The organism is Staphylococcus sp. GDY8P131P, from assembly GCF_017891975.1.
GTDB lineage: Bacteria > Bacillota > Bacilli > Staphylococcales > Staphylococcaceae > Staphylococcus > Staphylococcus nepalensis.
Genome location: NZ_JAESKF010000017.1, coordinates 35,370 through 55,561 on the forward strand (window position 1 = coordinate 35,370; position 20,192 = coordinate 55,561).

General features: G+C 33.4%; 17 protein-coding genes. 16 read left to right on the forward strand and 1 reads right to left on the reverse strand.

Translation table 11 applies throughout. The annotated features are described in order from the left end of the window. Positions 1-21: 21 nt before the first annotated feature. Complete coding sequence (locus tag KA894_RS11655; protein WP_115342210.1) at positions 22-2,598, reverse strand: YfhO family protein; 2,577 nt, start codon at positions 2,596-2,598, stop codon at positions 22-24. 343 nt (positions 2,599-2,941) lie between these two features. Here KA894_RS11655 and ylqF point away from each other — a divergent pair, with 343 nt between their 5' ends. The 16 genes from ylqF (at position 2,942) to KA894_RS11735 (ending at position 20,179) form a co-directional block, all read left to right on the forward strand. Continuing rightward, a complete protein-coding gene (gene ylqF / locus KA894_RS11660; protein WP_096810105.1) occupies positions 2,942-3,802 on the forward strand; it encodes a ribosome biogenesis GTPase YlqF in 861 nt (286 codons plus the stop codon). Between the two features lie 9 nt (positions 3,803-3,811). Beyond that, positions 3,812-4,582, forward strand: a complete 771-nt coding sequence (locus tag KA894_RS11665; RefSeq protein ID WP_096810103.1) for a ribonuclease HII — start codon at positions 3,812-3,814, stop codon at positions 4,580-4,582. A gap of 107 nt (positions 4,583-4,689) precedes the next feature. Further along, positions 4,690-5,856, forward strand: a complete 1,167-nt coding sequence (gene sucC / locus KA894_RS11670) for an ADP-forming succinate--CoA ligase subunit beta (RefSeq protein WP_096810101.1) — start codon at positions 4,690-4,692, stop codon at positions 5,854-5,856. A gap of 21 nt (positions 5,857-5,877) precedes the next feature. After that, positions 5,878-6,786, forward strand: coding sequence for a succinate--CoA ligase subunit alpha (sucD, locus tag KA894_RS11675; RefSeq protein WP_096810099.1), 909 nt, complete (start codon positions 5,878-5,880; stop codon positions 6,784-6,786). Positions 6,787-7,106: 320 nt separating this feature from the next. After that, positions 7,107-7,979 (forward strand): DNA-processing protein DprA, encoded by an 873-nt coding sequence (gene dprA / locus KA894_RS11680; RefSeq protein WP_119487906.1) that lies wholly within the window; start codon positions 7,107-7,109, stop codon positions 7,977-7,979. Between the two features lie 196 nt (positions 7,980-8,175). Beyond that, on the forward strand, positions 8,176-10,242 hold the full coding sequence (gene topA / locus KA894_RS11685) for a type I DNA topoisomerase (protein WP_115342207.1): 2,067 nt from the start codon (positions 8,176-8,178) through the stop codon (positions 10,240-10,242). Between the two features lie 155 nt (positions 10,243-10,397). Continuing rightward, entirely contained in the window at positions 10,398-11,705 is a 1,308-nt protein-coding gene (gene trmFO, locus KA894_RS11690; protein ID WP_210133982.1) for an FADH(2)-oxidizing methylenetetrahydrofolate--tRNA-(uracil(54)-C(5))-methyltransferase TrmFO, read from the forward strand. A 119-nt stretch (positions 11,706-11,824) separates the two neighbouring features. Continuing rightward, on the forward strand, positions 11,825-12,715 hold the full coding sequence (xerC, locus tag KA894_RS11695) for a tyrosine recombinase XerC (RefSeq protein WP_096810092.1): 891 nt from the start codon (positions 11,825-11,827) through the stop codon (positions 12,713-12,715). 3 nt (positions 12,716-12,718) lie between these two features. After that, positions 12,719-13,261, forward strand: a complete 543-nt coding sequence (hslV, locus tag KA894_RS11700) for an ATP-dependent protease subunit HslV (RefSeq protein ID WP_096810090.1) — start codon at positions 12,719-12,721, stop codon at positions 13,259-13,261. Positions 13,262-13,382: 121 nt separating this feature from the next. After that, on the forward strand, positions 13,383-14,792 hold the full coding sequence (gene hslU / locus KA894_RS11705) for an ATP-dependent protease ATPase subunit HslU (protein WP_096810089.1): 1,410 nt from the start codon (positions 13,383-13,385) through the stop codon (positions 14,790-14,792). Between the two features lie 23 nt (positions 14,793-14,815). Then, positions 14,816-15,589 carry a GTP-sensing pleiotropic transcriptional regulator CodY gene (codY, locus tag KA894_RS11710; protein ID WP_096810087.1) on the forward strand — a complete coding sequence of 258 codons (774 nt, stop codon included), beginning with the start codon at positions 14,816-14,818 and terminating at the stop codon, positions 15,587-15,589. Between the two features lie 403 nt (positions 15,590-15,992). After that, on the forward strand, positions 15,993-16,784 hold the full coding sequence (rpsB, locus tag KA894_RS11715) for a 30S ribosomal protein S2 (RefSeq protein WP_096810084.1): 792 nt from the start codon (positions 15,993-15,995) through the stop codon (positions 16,782-16,784). Between the two features lie 93 nt (positions 16,785-16,877). Beyond that, complete coding sequence (gene tsf, locus KA894_RS11720) at positions 16,878-17,756, forward strand: translation elongation factor Ts (RefSeq protein ID WP_096810082.1); 879 nt, start codon at positions 16,878-16,880, stop codon at positions 17,754-17,756. Positions 17,757-17,889: 133 nt separating this feature from the next. Next, on the forward strand, positions 17,890-18,612 hold the full coding sequence (gene pyrH / locus KA894_RS11725) for a UMP kinase (protein WP_096810080.1): 723 nt from the start codon (positions 17,890-17,892) through the stop codon (positions 18,610-18,612). Positions 18,613-18,629: 17 nt separating this feature from the next. Next, a complete protein-coding gene (gene frr, locus KA894_RS11730) occupies positions 18,630-19,184 on the forward strand; it encodes a ribosome recycling factor (protein WP_096810078.1) in 555 nt (184 codons plus the stop codon). 230 nt (positions 19,185-19,414) lie between these two features. Beyond that, positions 19,415-20,179: an isoprenyl transferase gene (locus KA894_RS11735; protein WP_096810076.1), complete on the forward strand. Its 765-nt coding sequence runs from the start codon at positions 19,415-19,417 to the stop codon at positions 20,177-20,179. The last annotated feature ends 13 nt before the right edge of the window (positions 20,180-20,192 follow it).

The following is a 20,192-nucleotide window of genomic DNA, read 5'->3' on the forward strand; positions in this document are numbered from 1 at the left end:
CCTCATCTCAGACAAACTCCTTTATTTAAATTTAAATTTTTTGATTAAACACCAAAAAACACTTATTACGATACATATAGCTGAAATTGTAATCATTGTAAACCAATATTTAGGGCGGTATTTAATAACTATGTTGCTATCATTTTCTGAAACAGGGATACCTGTCATCATATAATTGACTTTTATAGGTTTTACCTTTTTATGATCTACATAAGCTATCATACTGTCACGAAAAGGTATATTAACCGTCGCGATGCCTTTTTGATGCGGCGCTAATGTCATCTTAACGCCATTTTTAATATCTTTATAGTGGTTGTTTTGTTGTAACTTAAACGCACGTTTAAGCTTATTATAGTTTTCACCATGAAGGCTTAGAATTTTAAAATGATAGTTTCCATTTGGGCTAAGCGTAATATTAATATTACCATTTTCATCTGGTTGCGTCCTATATAATTGAGTTTCGACCCCAGTTTTATACGTTGAATTATTATATAAACGCTGATTGGCATAATTATTAATATTAATCGTGTAATTACTATCGGGTTGACCGCGTCTGATTTTCAAAGTTAAATAAAAGTCTGTATAGCGTTCTCTTAAATCACTAGGTACGTGTATTTGTATGCTGCCATTTGATTGAGGCAGATAAATCTGGTTATTATCCCTAAAATCTATATTTTTGGATGATATATCAGTACTATTTTTAAGATTATTGGCATTATCAGTGTATGATTTCCCTTTATCATTGATAATGACACCATCTAACATTGCATGTTCTCTATCAATAGGCGTCTTTAATTTTTGAGCATCATATAAATGGTTGGTTACTTTGACTGAAGGTAAATTTAAAGTATTTTCATAAATTTGGTATTGTCCTTTACTTTCAACTTTTTTAAAATACGCAGGCACGTTATCTTGATAATCTTTTAACATTAAATATTTAATTGAAAATAAACTATTAATATTTTGTCTACCATTAGTAGATTGATATCTGCTTACAGATTCAGATTGTAAATTGATTTTTAACGCGTCATAATAATAATCTAAAATGTTATGGTCAAAAATACTTGAGTATATACTTGTACCTTTAAAAAATTGGTACATTGGTGTATTATCTTGTTCATTAACACGCCAATCGATACGTTCGTCTTCTGATTTAGAATAGTTCATTTGAGATACTAATTGATGTTGTAATGGCGTATTAAAAAGACTTGCATTAACATAATCATTATTTGCACGTTCAACGTGATCTTCAAAATAAATTTGATTTCGTATAAAAACATCCGCTACTAATGTTGCAAGAATCATTATGGCAATATAGTAAAAATAAGATAATTTATTACGATAAATGGACGCTTTGACGCATAATACTAATAAACCAACTAAACTGACAATCGGTGTAAACCATAGCCAGGATACATATGTATCATAGACCCATGCACTGACAAAAACAAAACCTAAACTTACTATTGAAGAAAATATGTAGTTTTTGATAGTTAATGTACTAAAATATTTTGCGTATAACCCCATGAGCATTGCAGCATTAAAAGCAATTAAATAATGCCATCTTTTTTGAGGCGCAGAAAACCCGTTAAATAACTGGTCGACAAATGGTAAAAAATGAGCACCTATGGACATAATCATAAAAATAGCAAAAAGTTTAAAATAAAAATGTTTATAAAGCTTAAATGATAACAAAGCTTGTATCACTATATATAAAATGACAATTAAATAATTATCGTAAAACAAGTTGGTATTTTGATTAAATGGTTCAAAGGCGTCTACGTTTCCATCAAAAGGTATACGTCTATTATTTAAATAAGCTTGTATCCCATGATAAAAAAAGAAAAGGCTACATCCAAGAGACAATAGCGCAGCCGTAGATAATGTATATATGGCTTTGAACCTAGGGATTATGTCGTGTCTATGTTTAAAAATCAATCTAGCTATAAAGTAAATTAAACCTACTACTAATTGATAATAAGCAAAATAAAAATTATTAATTAATGATAAGGTTACTATCAAAATAAATATACCCTTTTTTCCTTTTTGTAAATATAATTCAATAGACCATAATAATAGAGGCAATAATATAAAAATATCACTAAAAAAGGGCCAATATACAGTAAACCTAAAATAAATAGGTGATATGACAAAAATGTATGAAGTCAGTAAGGAAATAATTGTATTATTAGTTATTCTTCGTACAAAACCAAATGTTGCTAACATAGCTAAACTAGATTTAATGATTGAGATAACAATTGCGTTTGTCATCCAAAACATCACATCTTGTGTATTTAAATGAAAGCATAAATCCACCGCAAAGATAAATAAAACGTTTAATATAAACAAGATATTTGTTGAAAAATAATAACTTAAGTCAGTGAAAAAATCTCCACCTAAACCGAAATCAGTTGCGTAAAACCATTGTCCTTGACTCCATTTATCATATAAATACATTTGAATAGGTACCATTTGCTCCATACCATCATTAGGACCAGTAAATAAAATACCATCACTAATAAATCTGTAAATAACATATCCATGACCAATGATTGCTAATATAAAGCTTAGTATTATGTAAATAAGTATCCTTTTCATGAATAATCTCCTGTAATTTAAGTCAATTTAATTCTATTGTAACCATTTTTTTGAATGATTGATAAAAATTACTATTATTTTATCTATATTAAATAATAGTGATTTTAAAAATATATTTAAATCATTACAACGCGTTGAAGATGTAAATTCAGTACTAATGATACAATGATTTAATTAATTAGAGCTTACAACAAAAAAATACTGTAAAATAGTGATTATCATCGTAAAGTAAAGCAAAATTTTTATTTATCTTTAATCGAGCAACATGTTATCATTTTAAGGTCAAATAATAGAGGAATAAATTTTAAAATATTGAAAATACAGTATAAGAAAGGTGAAGCAAATGGTAATCCAATGGTATCCAGGCCACATGGCAAAAGCAAAACGCGAAGTTGCTGAACAATTAAAAAAAGTAGATGTTGTATTTGAACTTGTAGATGCTCGTATTCCTTATAGTTCACGTAATCCAATGATTGATGAAGTCATACAGCAAAAACCAAGAGTTGTGATCTTAAATAAAAAAGATATGGCAAATTTAAAAGAATTAGAAAAATGGGAATCATATTTCAAGTGTAAAGGGTATTACCCAGTTGCAATCGACGCTAAGCATGGTAAAGGTTTGAAATTAGTAGAGCAAGCTGCTATTAAAGCGACACAAGAAAAATTTGAACGTGAAAAGAAAAAGGGTTTAAAACCACGTGCAATTAGAGCTATGATTGTCGGCATCCCAAATGTAGGCAAGTCTACATTAATTAATAAATTAGCGCATAAATCTATTGCTAAAACAGGTAATACACCTGGAGTAACAAAGCAACAACAATGGATTAAAATCGGTAATTCACTTCAGTTGTTAGATACGCCGGGGATTTTATGGCCTAAATTTGAAGACCAATTAGTAGGAAAAAAATTAAGTATTACGGGTGCAATTAAAGATAGTATTGTTCATTTAGATGAAGTTGCCATCTATGGTTTAGAATTCTTAAAGGAACACGACTATGAAGGGCTTAAAAACCACTATAAAGTTGATGTTGCTATAGAAGCGGAAAACATTGAATGGTTCGATGCTATCGGACGTCGTAGGGGATTATTACGTAGTGGGAACGAAGTGGATTACGAAGCGGTAATTGATTTAATTATTCATGAAGTTAGAAACGCTAAAATTGGCACTTACACATTTGATGTAATTAAAGAAATGGATGTGTAACCTTAGAATATGAAACAGACAATAAAAGAAATTAAAGCACATTTAACTCAACTTCAGTCTATTAAAGCAATTCAACAACAAGCATATTTTATGGACAAACGTATAGGAGTTCAAAAAGCGATAGCGACTCGACTTAAACAATTAGACAAAGCCCAACAATTGGTAAAGCAATATGAAGCAATGTCTTATTATGAAACACAAATATTAGAAAAAGATAACAATGCTTTTGTTTGCGGTATTGATGAAGTTGGTAGAGGACCACTTGCTGGGCCAGTTGTAGCATGTGCCGTTATTTTAAATAGCGGTCATCAGTTTACCGGTCTTAATGATTCAAAACAACTTTCATCAAAAAAACGTAAAATGTTGGAAAGTCAATTACTAGAAGATTTGTACGCGTATGCTTTTGGTTATGCATCTGTTGAAGAAATTGATCAAATTAATATTTATGAAGCTACAAAATTAGCAATGAATCGGGCGATTGACGGGCTACCAGTAAAACCGACGCATCTTCTTATTGATGCAATGACATTAGAGACTGATATACCGCAGACATCATTAATTAAAGGAGATGCTAAAAGTGTATCGATAGCTGCAGCAAGTGTTTTAGCTAAAGAGAATAGAGATCGTTACATGATTAAACTTGCTCAAAAAAGCCCCGGATATGGTTTTGAAAAAAACGTTGGATATGGAACACAACAACATTTAGATGGAATTAAGCAGTATGGGATTTTAAATGAACACCGAAAAACTTTTGAACCAATTAAATCACTTTATAAATAATCATAAAATTAAAAGAATTGAAATAAGTAGTTTAAATGAGTTTACAATAGCGCTTTCATTTCCTATAATTAAAGGTGAACTTAACCTAAGAAACAGGAGGATGGAGAATGAATATCCACGAGTATCAAGGTAAAGCAATATTTCGTTCAATGGGCGTTGCTGTCCCAGAAGGACGCGTAGCATTCACTGCAGATGAAGCAGTGGAAAAAGCAAAAGAATTAGATTCAAATGTATATGTTGTAAAAGCACAAATACACGCTGGGGGTAGAGGTAATGCAGGCGGTGTTAAAATTGCAAAATCACTTTCTGAAGTGGAAACATATGCAAAGGAATTGTTAGGTAAAACCTTAGTGACACATCAAACGGGTCCAGAAGGTAAAGAAATTAAACGCCTTTACATAGAAGAAGGCTGCGATATTCAAAAAGAATATTATGTTGGATTTGTAATTGACCGTGCAACTGACAGAGTAACATTGATGGCTTCAGAAGAAGGCGGTACTGAAATTGAAAAAGTTGCTGCTGAGACACCTGAAAAAATCTTTAAAGAAACGATTGATCCAGTTGTTGGTTTAGCGCCTTATCAAGCAAGAAGAATTGCTTTCAACATTAATATTCCTAAAGAATCCATCAATAAAGCAGCTAAATTTTTAGTATCACTTTATAATGTATTTATAGAAAAAGATTGTTCTATTGTAGAAATTAACCCACTAGTGACAACTGGTGATGGTCAAGTACTTGCGTTAGACGCAAAACTTAATTTTGATGATAATGCATTATTCAAACATAAAGATATCCAAGAATTACGCGATTTAGAAGAAGAAGATCCAAAAGAAATTGAAGCTTCTAAGTATGATTTATCATACATTGCTTTAGATGGTGACATTGGTTGTATGGTAAATGGTGCTGGTTTAGCAATGGCAACGATGGATACAATCAACCACTTTGGTGGAAACCCAGCGAACTTCCTTGACGTAGGGGGCGGCGCAACTAAAGAAAAAGTTACTGAAGCATTTAAAATCATCTTAGGAGATAAAAATGTAAAAGGTATCTTTGTAAATATCTTCGGCGGCATAATGAAATGTGACATTATCGCAGAAGGCATTGTTGCTGCAGTTAAAGAAGTAGAACTTACACTACCACTTGTTGTACGTTTAGAAGGTACAAATGTTGAAAGAGGTAAAGAAATCCTTAAAGAATCTGGATTAGCAATTGAACCAGCTGCAACAATGGCAGAAGGCGCACAAAAAATCGTAAAACTTGTAAAAGAAGCGTAAGGAAAGGATGGGAACGCTAAGATGAGCGTAATGATAGATAAAAATACAAAAGTAATTGTACAAGGTATCACAGGATCTACTGCACTTTTCCATACAAAACAAATGCTTGAATATGGTACACAAATTGTTGCAGGGGTAACTCCAGGTAAAGGCGGACAGGTAGTAGAAGGCGTGCCTGTTTTTAATACAGTTGAAGAAGCTAAACAAGAAACTGGTGCAACGGTTTCGGTAATCTATGTACCTGCGCCATTTGCAGCAGATGCTATTTTAGAATGTATAGAAGCTGAATTAGACTTAGCGATTTGTATTACTGAACATATTCCAGTAATTGATATGGTTAAGGTAAAACGTTATTCAGAAGGTAAGAAAACACGTGTTATTGGGCCGAACTGTCCAGGTGTTATTACTGCTGATGAATGTAAAATTGGTATCATGCCAGGTTATATTCATAAAAAAGGTCATGTGGGCGTAGTTTCACGCTCAGGTACATTGACTTATGAAGCAGTACACCAATTGACAGAAGAAGGCATTGGTCAAACAACAGCAGTGGGTATTGGCGGAGACCCGGTCAATGGTACGAATTTTATTGATGTATTAAAGCAATTTAATGAAGACGATGAAACAAAAGCAGTTGTAATGATTGGTGAAATTGGTGGCACAGCAGAAGAAGAAGCTGCTGAATGGATTAAAGATAATATGGACAAACCAGTTGTAGGTTTCGTAGGTGGTCAAACTGCACCTCCAGGAAAACGTATGGGCCACGCAGGTGCTATTGTCTCAGGCGGTAAAGGAACTGCAGAAGAAAAAATCAAAACGCTTAATAGTTGTGGCGTGAAAACTGCAGATACACCATCTGAAATTGGCACAACATTAATCGAAGCTGCTAAAGAAGTAGGCATATATGAACAGTTACTTACTGTCAAACAGTAATAATGAATGCACCAAATTAAAACCAGCACAAATTCCAACATATGTTGGAGTTTGTGCTATTTCAAGTGGGGTTGTTCACCCTATTTTTACGTGTGAAAAATACATAGGCCTATCCAAAAATAATTCAGCATGCGTTGTAGCTGAAATTAATTTTGGATAGGTCTATTTTATTGATTGATTTGGGCATTTGGGTTATGGTTTTGATTAATTATAAAATTACTTCTTAAAAATAGATTACATTTCTTGTTTAAATGAATCTAATTTGTAACCCGTTTTTATGCCGTTTTACTTTATAATAAGGTTATAAAGGAGAGCGATAAATGGACATTAATCATCTATACTTAAAGTTACGCTTTGCAGGAATGACAACGAGACAAATACATCAATTATTTAATTATGAATGTGATTTTGGCTCTTATAATAAGAGAGAACAGCAGTATAAGTTGAAATCGTATTTAACTAAAATTAAATCAACGAAAAAAATGAGTATATATGATAATTTTATTAAGCATGATATCGAATCTATTTTATTACAATTAGATAGGTGGGAAGTAAAATTCATCGGAATCAAAAACACTGCGTATCCAAATTTACTCCGTGAAATATTTGAGCCTCCCCTTATACTTTTTTATAAAGGAAACCTATCATTGGCACAAAATGCACAAAGTCTTGCGGTTGTTGGTTCTAGGCAAGCTACAAGTTATACAAACGAGGCCTTAAGGATTCTTTTTCCTTCATTTAAAAAGAGAAATTTAACAATTGTTTCTGGCTTGGCAGAAGGCGCAGATAAATTAGCACATCAACACGCTTTAGCGCACCATATGCCTGCAATAGCAGTTTTAGGATTTGGACACTTAAACCATTATCCTAAGACAACATACGTTATCAGAAAGCAACTGGAGCAAAAAGGATTAGTCGTTAGCGAATACTTACCATATCAAAAACCACTCAAACATCACTTTCCAGAAAGAAATAGAATTATTAGTGGTCTATCAAAAGGTGTTTTAATTACAGAATCGACAATCAATAGTGGAACATCTATAACAACAAATTGTGCATTAGATCAAAATAGAGAAGTGTATGTTTTACCAGGGTCAATATTTAATAAAATGACAATGGGTAATTTAATTAGTGCGCAAGAAGGCGCCAAAATCGTAATATCTGCAAAAGATATCATAGAAGATTATCATTAATTCTCTGTGGTTATTTGCATGCGTTAAAGCTCAAATTTACAGCCAGTGATAACATGTGAATAAACGATGACTTTTCTTAATTTTAAACCTAATTATTCCTGTGATTAAATAAATTTAAAATTAAAAACATTGACAAAAACAAAATAGACCGTTTATCATTTATCTTTGTAATTAGAAATGCAAGGGGGTAACTACTTTGGCAGAAAATTTAGTCATAGTTGAATCGCCTGCAAAAGCTAAAACCATTGAAAAATATTTAGGTAAAAAATATAAAGTTATCGCATCTATGGGGCATGTAAGAGATTTGCCGAGAAGCCAAATGGGCGTAGATGTAGAAAATGACTATGAACCCAAATATATTACTATACGCGGCAAAGGTCCTGTTGTTAAAGAATTAAAAAAACATGCTAAGAAAGCTAAAAAAATATTCTTAGCAAGTGACCCTGACCGTGAAGGTGAGGCAATTGCTTGGCATTTGGCAAACATATTAGACTTAGAAGATTCAACTGAAAATAGAGTAGTATTTAATGAAATAACAAAGGATGCTGTGAAAGAAAGTTTTAAACATCCAAGAGGCATTGAGATGGAACTTGTTGATGCTCAACAAGCAAGAAGAATATTAGACCGTTTAGTTGGATATAATATTTCTCCTGTTTTATGGAAAAAAGTAAAAAAAGGTCTTTCTGCTGGTCGCGTACAATCAGTCGCTTTGAGATTAGTGATAGATAGAGAAAATGAAATTAGAAATTTCAAACCAGAAGAATATTGGAAAATTGAGGGCGAATTTAGATACAAAAAATCAAAATTCAATGCTAAATTCCTTCATTACAAAAATAAACCATACAAATTAACAAACAAAAACGATGTTGAAACAATAACGTCCCAGTTAGATGGAGATCAATTTGAAGTAACGAAAGTAACTAAAAAAGAAAAGACGCGTTATCCTGCTAATCCTTTTACGACCTCGACGCTGCAACAAGAAGCGGCGAGAAAATTAAACTTTAAAGCGCGTAAAACAATGATGCTTGCACAACAACTGTATGAAGGTATTGACTTGAAGAAACAAGGTACGGTTGGTTTAATCACATATATGCGTACGGATTCTACAAGAATTTCTGATCAAGCTAAGAATGAAGCAAAGGATTATATTAAAGAAACTTATGGTGATAATTATACTTCGAATCGCAAGGCCAAAGGTCAAGGAGATCAAGATGCTCACGAAGCTATTAGACCATCAAGTACTTTACGTACACCTAATGAAATGAAAAGTTACTTGACTAGAGATCAACATAGACTATATAAACTTATTTGGGAGCGATTCGTTGCAAGTCAAATGGCTCCAGCTATTTTAGACACAGTAGCATTAGATTTAACACAGAACGATTTAAAATTCCGTGCAAATGGCCAAACAATTAAATTCAAAGGATTTATGACTTTATACGTTGAGACAAAAGATGACAGTGATGAAGGTAAAGAAAATAAATTACCTAATATCGATGAAGGTGAAATGGTAACTGCAACTCAAATTGAACCTTCACAACATTTTACTCAACCCCCACCACGTTATACGGAAGCAAGACTCGTAAAAACGTTAGAAGAAATGAAAATCGGTCGCCCATCTACTTATGCACCAACTATTGATACAATTCAAAAAAGAAATTATGTTAAGAATGAAAGCAAACGCTTTGTACCAACTGAGTTAGGTGAAATTGTACATGAGCAAGTTAAAGAATATTTCCCTGAAATTATCGATGTAGACTTTACAGTTAATATGGAAACGCTATTAGATAAAGTGGCCGAAGGAGAAATTGCTTGGAAGAAAGTTATTTCTGATTTTTATAGCAGCTTTAAGCAAGATGTAGAGCGTGCAGAAGAAGAAATGGAAAAAATTGAAATTAAAGATGAACCTGCCGGTGAAGATTGTGAAGTTTGTGGTGCACCTATGGTTATAAAAATGGGTCGATATGGAAAATTTATGGCATGTTCCAATTTCCCTGATTGTAGAAATACAAAAGCTATCGTTAAAACAATCGGAGTAACATGCCCAAAATGTAAAGAAGGCGACGTTGTTGAACGAAAATCTAAAAAGAATCGTATTTTTTACGGATGCTCTAAATATCCAGAATGTGACTTTGTAACTTGGGATAAACCAATCGGCCGTGACTGTCCAAAATGTAAGCATTACTTAGTTGAAAAAAAACAAGGGCGTAAAAGTCAGGTTATTTGCTCAAATTGTGATTACAAAGAAGAAGAGCAAAAATAACAATTATATATAAATTGATTATTAGAAAAGTGTAACAATTTCATTTTTTAATAGTTATTAGCAACTTACGATTCATATTTTATAACGTAGATGTATGTTATTAATATTATAATAAAAAATCGTAGTTGCTATTTTTGTGTATAGGGGGAAAATAAATGTCTCAAATTGTCAATGTTATAGGGGCTGGTCTAGCTGGTTCAGAAGCGGCATACCAATTAGCTCAAAGAGGTATAAAGGTGAATTTAATTGAAATGAGACCGGTGAAGCAAACGCCAGCACATCATACAGATAAATTTGCCGAACTAGTCTGCTCTAATTCATTACGTGGTAACGCATTGACTAATGCTGTTGGTGTATTGAAAGAAGAAATGAGGCGCATGGGTTCACTCATCATTACTGCAGCTGATAAAGCACGTGTTCCAGCCGGTGGTGCGTTAGCTGTTGATCGACACGATTTTGCTGGTTACATTACTGACACATTAAAAAAGCATCCTAACATAACTGTAATCAATGAAGAAATAAACAGTATACCAGAGGGTTATACTATTATTGCAACTGGACCATTAACAACTAACCAACTAGCGACTGAAATTGTAGAAGTTACTGGTAAAGACCAATTATACTTTTATGATGCAGCAGCGCCTATAGTTGAAAAAGATAGTATTGATATGGATAAAGTTTATTTAAAATCTCGTTATGATAAAGGTGAAGCTGCTTATTTGAATTGTCCAATGACTGAAGATGAATTTAATCGATTCTACGATGCATTGCTAGAAGCTGAAGTAGCGCCAGTAAATGAGTTCGAAAAAGAAAAATATTTTGAAGGGTGTGTGCCTTTTGAAGTTATGGTAGCACGTGGGCGCAAAACATTGTTATTCGGACCTATGAAACCAGTAGGGTTGGAAAATCCTAGAACTGGAGAACTTCCGTATGCAATTGTGCAGTTACGGCAAGATGATGCAGCAGGAACATTGTATAACTTAGTAGGTTTCCAAACGCATTTGAAGTGGGGTGCTCAAAAAGAAGTGCTCAAACTAATCCCAGGCTTAGAAAATGTTGAAATTGTTAGATATGGTGTCATGCATAGAAATACTTTTATCAATTCTCCAGACGTTTTAACTGAAACTTATGAATTAAAAGGAAGAGAAAAACTTCATTTCGCTGGTCAAATGACTGGCGTAGAAGGCTACGTAGAAAGTGCTGCAAGTGGTTTAATCGCTGGTATCAATGTCGCTCATAAAATCGAAAATAAAGGGAAAGTTATTTTTCCTAGAGAAACGATGCTAGGCAGCATGGCTTATTATATTTCACATGCGAAAAACGAAAAAAACTTCCAGCCAATGAATGCTAATTTTGGTTTATTACCATCTTTAGACGAAAAAATTAAAGATAAAAAAGCCCGTTATGAACAACTTGCTCACAGAGCATTAACATATTTAGATAATTATAAACAAACATTGTAGAATTTATAACTAATCTATGTTGTTTCAGAAAATTAAGAAAGTTTTCCTCAATTTAATAGTTATGTTTCGCAGTTCCCTCTATCGATATGCTACAATTTATGTTGATGGAGGGGTTTTTATTGGAAGAAATCCAGCAAGCATATCTATACATGCTTAAAGTAGAACGTCAATTTTCAGAGCATACTTTGAAATCATACTATGATGATTTAGAGCAATTTAATGACTTTTTAAACCAAGAATATTTAAGCTTAAAAACATTTGAATATAAAGATGCCAGAAACTACTTGAGTTATTTATATTCAAAAAACTTGAAAAGAACATCAGTTTCTCGTAAAATTTCTACGCTGAGAAGTTTTTACGAATACTGGATGGTTCAAGACGAAAACGTCATAAATCCATTTATACAATTAGTACATCCTAAGAAAGAACAATATTTACCACATTTTTTCTATGAAGAAGAAATGGAAGCATTATTTCATACAGTAGAAAAAGACCTAAAAAAAGGTTTGAGAGATCGTGTGATTTTGGAACTTTTATATGCAACTGGCATTAGAGTTTCAGAGTTAGTTAATATAAAAGAACAAGATTTGGATATGAACTTGCCAGGTGTTAAGGTTTTAGGTAAAGGTGGCAAAGAACGTTTTATCCCATTTGGAGAGTTTTGTAAGCAAAGTATTGAACATTATTTAGAATCATTTAGCCCGAAAAAAGGGAATGAGCACGATTATTTGCTAGTCAATATGAACGGTGCGCCAATTACTGAGCGTGGCGTTCGTTATGTGTTGAACGATGTAGTGAAACGGACAGCAGGCGTGACTGATATACATCCACATAAATTAAGACACACATTTGCAACACATATGCTCAATCAAGGCGCGGATTTACGTACCGTGCAATCATTATTAGGTCATGTTAATTTATCGACTACAGGTCGTTATACACATGTTACTAATGAACAGTTGAAAAAAGTATATTTAAATGCACATCCTCGTGCAAAAAAGGAGAATTAGTATATGAGTACATCTATTCATGCTACGACCATCTTTGCAGTCCAACATAACGGTCATTCAGCAATGGCTGGTGATGGTCAAGTTACACTTGGAGAACAAGTAATTATGAAACAAACTGCTAGAAAAGTGCGACGTTTATATAATGATAAAGTATTAGCCGGCTTTGCAGGTAGTGTTGCAGACGCGTTTACATTATTTGAAAAATTCGAAACAAAATTACAACAATTTAGCGGCAATTTAGAAAGAGCTGCAGTTGAATTAGCACAAGAATGGAGAGGCGACAAGCAATTAAGACAACTAGAAGCGATGCTTATTGTTATGGATAAAGAATCCATACTTGTTGTTAGTGGAACTGGAGAAGTTATTGCGCCAGATGATGATTTAATTGCAATTGGTTCAGGCGGTAACTACGCATTGAGTGCTGGTAGAGCATTAAAACGTCACGCGACTGATTTAAGTGCACGCGAAATGGCTTATGAAAGTTTAAAAGTTGCGTCAGACATATGTGTATTTACTAATGACCAAATTGTCGTGGAAGAACTTTAAATAAAATATTTTTGAAGTAAAAAGTGATAAAGCAGAAAAGAGCGTAAACAACAATATTATTGTATAATAAATAACGGAATTTAAAATGAGAAATTCATAGTTACGGAGGTATTTTTTTCTTATGGAGTCGAATGGTATTAAATTAACGCCAAAAGATATCGTTTCAAAACTTAACGAATACATTGTCGGTCAAGATGATGCAAAACGCAAAGTGGCAGTAGCATTAAGAAATCGATATAGACGAAGCTTATTGTCAGACGAAGCAAAACAAGAAATTGCACCTAAAAATATATTGATGATTGGTCCAACGGGTGTAGGTAAAACAGAGATTGCGAGACGAATGGCTAAAGTTGTTGGCGCACCTTTTATTAAAGTTGAAGCCACGAAGTTTACAGAAGTAGGATACGTCGGCCGTGATGTGGAAAGCATGGTTCGAGATTTAGTTGACATCGCTATCAGATTAGTTAAAGATCAGAAAAAAGCTTTAGTTAAAGACGAAGCAAGAACCAAAGCAAATGAAAAATTAGTAAAACTTTTAGTTCCCAGTATGAAGAAAAAGGCTAATAATAGCAATGGTAGTAATCCATTAGAATCTCTTTTTGGCGGAGCAATACCCAATTTCGGTCAAAATAATGAAGAAGAAGAAGAAACTCCAACTGAAGAAATCAAGACAAAACGTTCTGAGATTAAACAACAATTATTAAATGGCGAGCTTGAAGAAGAGAAAGTTAGATTAAAAGTTGAACAAGACCCTGGCGCTTTAGGTATGCTAGGAACAAATCAAAATCAACAAATGCAAGATATGATGAACCAATTAATGCCTAAGAAAAAAGTTGAAAGAGAAGTTCCAGTTAAAACAGCACGTAATATATTGACAGATGAATATGCGGATGAACTTATCGACCAAGAAACTGCTAACCAAGAAGCAATCGAATTAGCTGAACAAATGGGAATTATCTTTATTGACGAAATAGATAAAGTCGCAACTAATAATCAAAGTTCAGGCCAAGATGTTTCGCGTCAAGGTGTACAGAGAGACATTTTACCTATACTTGAAGGTAGCATGGTCCAAACTAAATATGGTACTGTTAATACTGAACATATGCTATTCATTGGTGCAGGGGCTTTCCATGTCTCAAAACCAAGTGATTTAATTCCAGAATTACAGGGCCGTTTCCCAATTCGTGTTGAATTAGAAAGTCTTTCTGTAGAAGACTTTGTAAGAATCCTTACAGAGCCTAAACTATCACTGGTTAAACAGTATGAAGCATTGCTCCAAACTGAACAGGTTACGGTTAATTTCACAGAAGATGCAATTAAACGTTTAGCAGAAATTGCATTCCAAGTTAACCAAGATACTGATAATATTGGTGCACGTAGGTTGCATACAATACTTGAAAAAATGTTAGAAGATTTATCATTTGAAGCACCAAGTATGCCACATGCAGTAGTTGATATCACGCCTCAATACGTTGATGATAAGTTGAAATCAATTTCAACGAACAAAGATTTAAGTGCGTTTATTTTATAATATAAATAAAAAGGAGTAGGAATATGAGCTTATTATCGAAAACTAGAGAATTAAATACACTTTTGCAAAAACATAAAGGTATTGCTGTAGATTTTAAAGACGTAGCACAAACGATAAGTAGCGTAACGGTAACGAATGTTTTTATCGTATCAAGAAAAGGGAAAATTTTAGGATCAAGTTTAAATGAACTTCTAAAAAATGAACGTATTATTCAAATGTTAGAAAACCGACATATACCTGTTGAATATACAGATAAATTGATGGATGTAAAAGAAACGCAATCTAACATTGGCATAGAAAGTGATTTATCAGTATTCCCACCTGAAAATAAAGACGTGTTTAAAGATAGTAAATCAACAATCTTTCCAATATTAGGTGGTGGAGAAAGATTGGGGACATTAGTGCTTGGGCGTGTACAAGATGATTTTTCTGAAAATGACTTAGTGTTAGGTGAATACGCTGCTACAGTTATCGGTATGGAAATATTACGTGAAAAACACAATGAAGTTGAGCAAGAAGCGCGAGATAAAGCAGCAATAAATATGGCGATTAATTCACTATCCTATTCAGAAAGCGAAGCAATTGAACACATTTTTGAAGAATTAGGCGGTAAAGAAGGTTTATTGATTGCTTCAAAAGTAGCAGACAGAGTAGGGATTACACGTTCTGTTATTGTAAATGCTTTGCGTAAATTAGAAAGTGCAGGCGTTATTGAATCCCGTTCATTAGGCATGAAAGGAACATTCATTAAAGTTAAAAAAGAAAAATTCTTAGATGAATTAGAAAGAATTAAATAATTCATCACAAAGCGAGCGCTCGGGACAAAGCTTATGTTGAATTTGCTCCTTGAAAAGCGATATGAACCAAGTTTATGTATAAGAGACATTTTTGGGTCAGTTTTTCGAGAAAGGATGTCTTTAAAAATTACCCCCAAAGAGTTGAGTAAGCATCATATCAGGCCTATTTGACATTCATTCATAACATAATAAGTGGCTGAGACATAAACTAACCGCTCAGCCACTTATTAATGAGAAATTGTAAACTGAACTATTGCTTTATACGTATAGGTATGATATATTTATTCACGGCTATAAAGCCAATACGCACACGAAAAGCAGAAGTATAAAGGGTGCGATATTAAATTATCGTGTTTATATGAGCTTTTTGTGGAGGTAAAAAACCAGTAGGAGGATTTTAATTATGGCAGTAATTTCAATGAAACAATTACTAGAAGCAGGCGTTCACTTCGGTCACCAAACACGCCGTTGGAACCCAAAAATGAAAAGATACATTTTCACTGAAAGAAATGGTATCTATATTATCGACTTACAAAAAACAGTGAAAAAAGTTGAAGAAGCGTACAACTTCATGAAACAAATTTCAGAAGATGGCGGAAAAGTTTTATTCGTTGGTACGAAAAAACAAGCACAAGAATCAGTTAAAGCTGAAGCAGAACGTGCAGGTCAATTCTACGTTAACCAAAGATGGTTAGGTGGAATTTTAACTAACTATAAAACAATTTCAAAACGTATTAATCGTATTTCTGAAATTGAAAAAATGGAAGAAGATGGCTTATTCGAAGTATTACCTAAAAAAGAAGTTGTAGAACTTAGAAAAGAATATGACCGTTTAATTAAATTCTTAGGCGGAATTCGTGATATGAAATCTATGCCTCAAGCATTATTTGTAGTTGACCCTCGTAAAGAGCGCAACGCAATTGCTGAAGCACGTAAATTACACATCCCAATCGTTGGTATTGTGGATACTAACTGTGATCCAGATGAAATCGATTATGTTATCCCTGCAAACGATGATGCTATCCGTGCCGTTAAATTATTAACTGGTAAAATGGCAGATGCAATCTTAGAAGGTCAACAAGGTGTATCAAATGAAGAAGTAGCTGCAGAACAAAATATTGATTTGAATGAATCAAAAGAAGAAGCTACTGAAGCAGAAACAACTGAAGAAAACACTTCTGTTGAATCAAACTAAGAATAATGTAAAATGGGTGATAAGATATTTAAGCTTATCACCTTTTTTTAAAATAAATATAATAAAATTTATTAAATAATGGAGGAATACGAAATGGCAATTTCAGCTAAACTTGTAAAAGAATTACGTGAAAAAACTGGCGCTGGCATGATGGACTGTAAAAAAGCGTTAACAGAAACTGACGGTGACATCGATAAAGCAATTGATTTCCTACGTGAAAAAGGTATTGCAAAAGCAGCTAAAAAAGCTGACCGTATTGCGGCAGAAGGTTTAGTACACGTTGAAGAAAGAGGTAATGAAGCAGCAATTGTAGAAATTAATTCTGAAACTGACTTCGTAGCACGTAACGAAGGTTTCCAAGAGTTAGTCAAAGAAATTGCTATTCAAATTTTAGATACTAAAGTTGAAACTGTAGATGCTTTATTGGAAACAGAATTAGCTGACGGTAAAAGTGTTGACCAACGTATGAAAGAAGCAATCTCTACAATCGGTGAAAAATTAAGTATCCGTCGTTTTGCTGTGAGAACAAAATCTGACAATGATGCATTTGGTTCTTATTTACACATGGGTGGCCGTATCGGTGTGTTAACAGTTGTTGAAGGTACAACGGATGGCGATGCTGCTAAAGATGTTGCAATGCATATTGCTGCAATCAATCCTAAATACGTTTCATCAGAACAAGTTAACGAAGATGAAATCGCTCATGAAAAAGAAGTTTTAAAACAACAAGCATTAAACGAAGGTAAACCAGAAAAAATTGTTGAAAAAATGGTTGAAGGCCGTTTACGTAAATATTTACAAGAAATTTGTGCAGTTGACCAAAACTTTGTTAAAGATCCTGACCAAACAGTTGAAGCTTTCTTGAAATCAAAAGGTGGAAAACTAGTTGACTTCGTACGTTATGAAGTAGGCGAAGGTATGGAAAAACGTGAAGAAAACTTTGCTGACGAAGTAAAAGGACAAATGAAATAATTTTTCATAGTTTGAACAAGAAAGAAGACACCTTTTGTGCGCCGTATGAAAGATTTACTTTTATATTGGAAGGCCTACTGTGTCTTCTTTACTTGTATCAAATACATATTTTTACAATAGAGAGGATAAGACAATGGCTCAAACTTCTAAATATAAACGTGTCGTTTTAAAATTAAGTGGTGAAGCGCTCGCAGGCGATGATGGATTTGGAATTAACCCGATTATTATTAAAAGTGTTGCTCAACAAGTAGCTGAAGTTGCAAAAATGGATTGTGAGATTGCAGTTATTGTTGGTGGAGGTAATATTTGGAGAGGTAAAACGGGTAGTGACCTCGGTATGGACCGTGGTACTGCAGATTATATGGGCATGTTGGCTACTGTTATGAATGCTTTAGCGCTACAAGATAGCCTAGAGCAATTAGATTGTGATACACGTGTTTTAACATCCATCGAAATGAAACAAGTTGCAGAACCATACATTCGTCGACGCGCAATCAGACACCTAGAGAAAAAACGGGTTGTCATTTTTGCAGCTGGAATAGGGAATCCATATTTCTCTACTGACACTACTGCTGCTTTACGTGCTGCTGAAGTGGAAGCAGATGTTATCTTAATGGGTAAAAATAATGTTGATGGCGTTTATTCTGCAGACCCTAAAGTAGACGAAAACGCAGTAAAATATGAACACTTAACGCATATTCAAATGCTTCAAGAAGGTTTACAAGTCATGGACTCGACAGCATCTTCGTTCTGTATGGATAACAATATTCCATTAAATGTATTTTCTATAACAGAAGAAGGTAATATTAAACGTGCTGTTATGGGTGAAAAAATAGGAACATTAATTACAAAATAATTTAGAGGTGTATGAAAATGAGTGACATAATTAATGACACGAAAACAAAAATGAAAAAATCGATTGACAGTTTATCTAGAGAACTAGCAAATATCAGTGCGGGTAGAGCAAATTCAAACTTGCTAAATGGCGTTACAGTAGATTATTATGGTGCACCTACGCCAGTTCAACAACTTGCTAGTATCAGTGTGCCAGAAGCACGTCTTTTAGTCATTTCTCCATATGACAAATCATCTGTTGGTAATATTGAAAAAGCAATTAATGCAGCAAACTTAGGCGTCAACCCATCCAACGATGGCGAAATTATTCGTATAAGTATACCTGCCTTAACAGAAGAACGCCGTAAAGAACTTGTAAAAGAAGTTAAAAAAATTGGTGAAGATTCTAAAGTTGCAGTTAGGAATGTGCGCCGTGATTCAAATGATGAGCTTAAAAAGCAAGAAAAAAACGGTGACATCACTGAAGATGACTTAAGAACTCAAACTAATGAAGTTCAAAAAATAACTGACGATTCTATAAAAGACATTGATAAATTATTAGAAGAAAAAGAACAAGATATTATGTCAGTATAAACATGGTAATGATGATATGACTTCAAATCAACAGTAGGCATAAACTTTTTAATACTTGAGATTTGAAAAGAAGCATATTATAAATTTATCTGAACTGTATCAAATCAGACTTTGGTACAGTTTTTTTATTTGTTTATTCATTGCGCTTATCTAGTATGATAAAATGGTAGATAATTGCATTTAAAACCTATTAATAATAAGCAGAGATGATAACGCTCGGAGGAAATACCATGTTTAAAAAGTTAAACAAGAAGAAAAAAAACCAGCCTATAGAATCTAATAGTGAAATAGATTTACATAATGTACCTAACCATGTTGCTATCATTATGGATGGTAATGGTCGATGGGCTAAACAAAGGAAATTGCCTAGAATCAAAGGCCATTACCAAGGTATGCAAACAATTAAAAAAATAACTAAAGAAGCTAGTGATTTAGGTATTAAGTACTTAACACTTTACGCGTTTTCAACAGAAAATTGGACGAGACCTAAGAATGAAGTCAATTATATCATGAACTTACCGGTTAACTTTTTAAAAACGTTTTTACCAGAATTAATCGAAAACAATGTCAAAGTTGAAACAATTGGTTTTTTAAAAGAATTGCCAAAAGCAACGCTTGAGGCCATAGATAAAGCGAAAGAAAAGACTAAAACCAATACTGGTTTAAAATTAATTTTTGCAATTAATTACGGTGGACGTGCTGAAATTGTTCACAGTGTAAAATCAATTTATGAGAAATTATCTTCAGAGGGGTCATCCAGTGATCAAATAACCGAACAGATGATTAACGAGTATTTGATGACACATAGTTATCCTGATCCAGACCTTTTAATAAGAACTTCAGGAGAACAACGAATTAGTAACTTTCTTATCTGGCAAGTATCTTACAGTGAATTTATTTTCAATGAAAAATTTTGGCCAGATTTTGATAAAGAAGAATTAATAAACTGTATTAAAATTTATCAATCTCGGCAAAGACGCTTTGGCGGATTATAAATGGTTAGGAGAA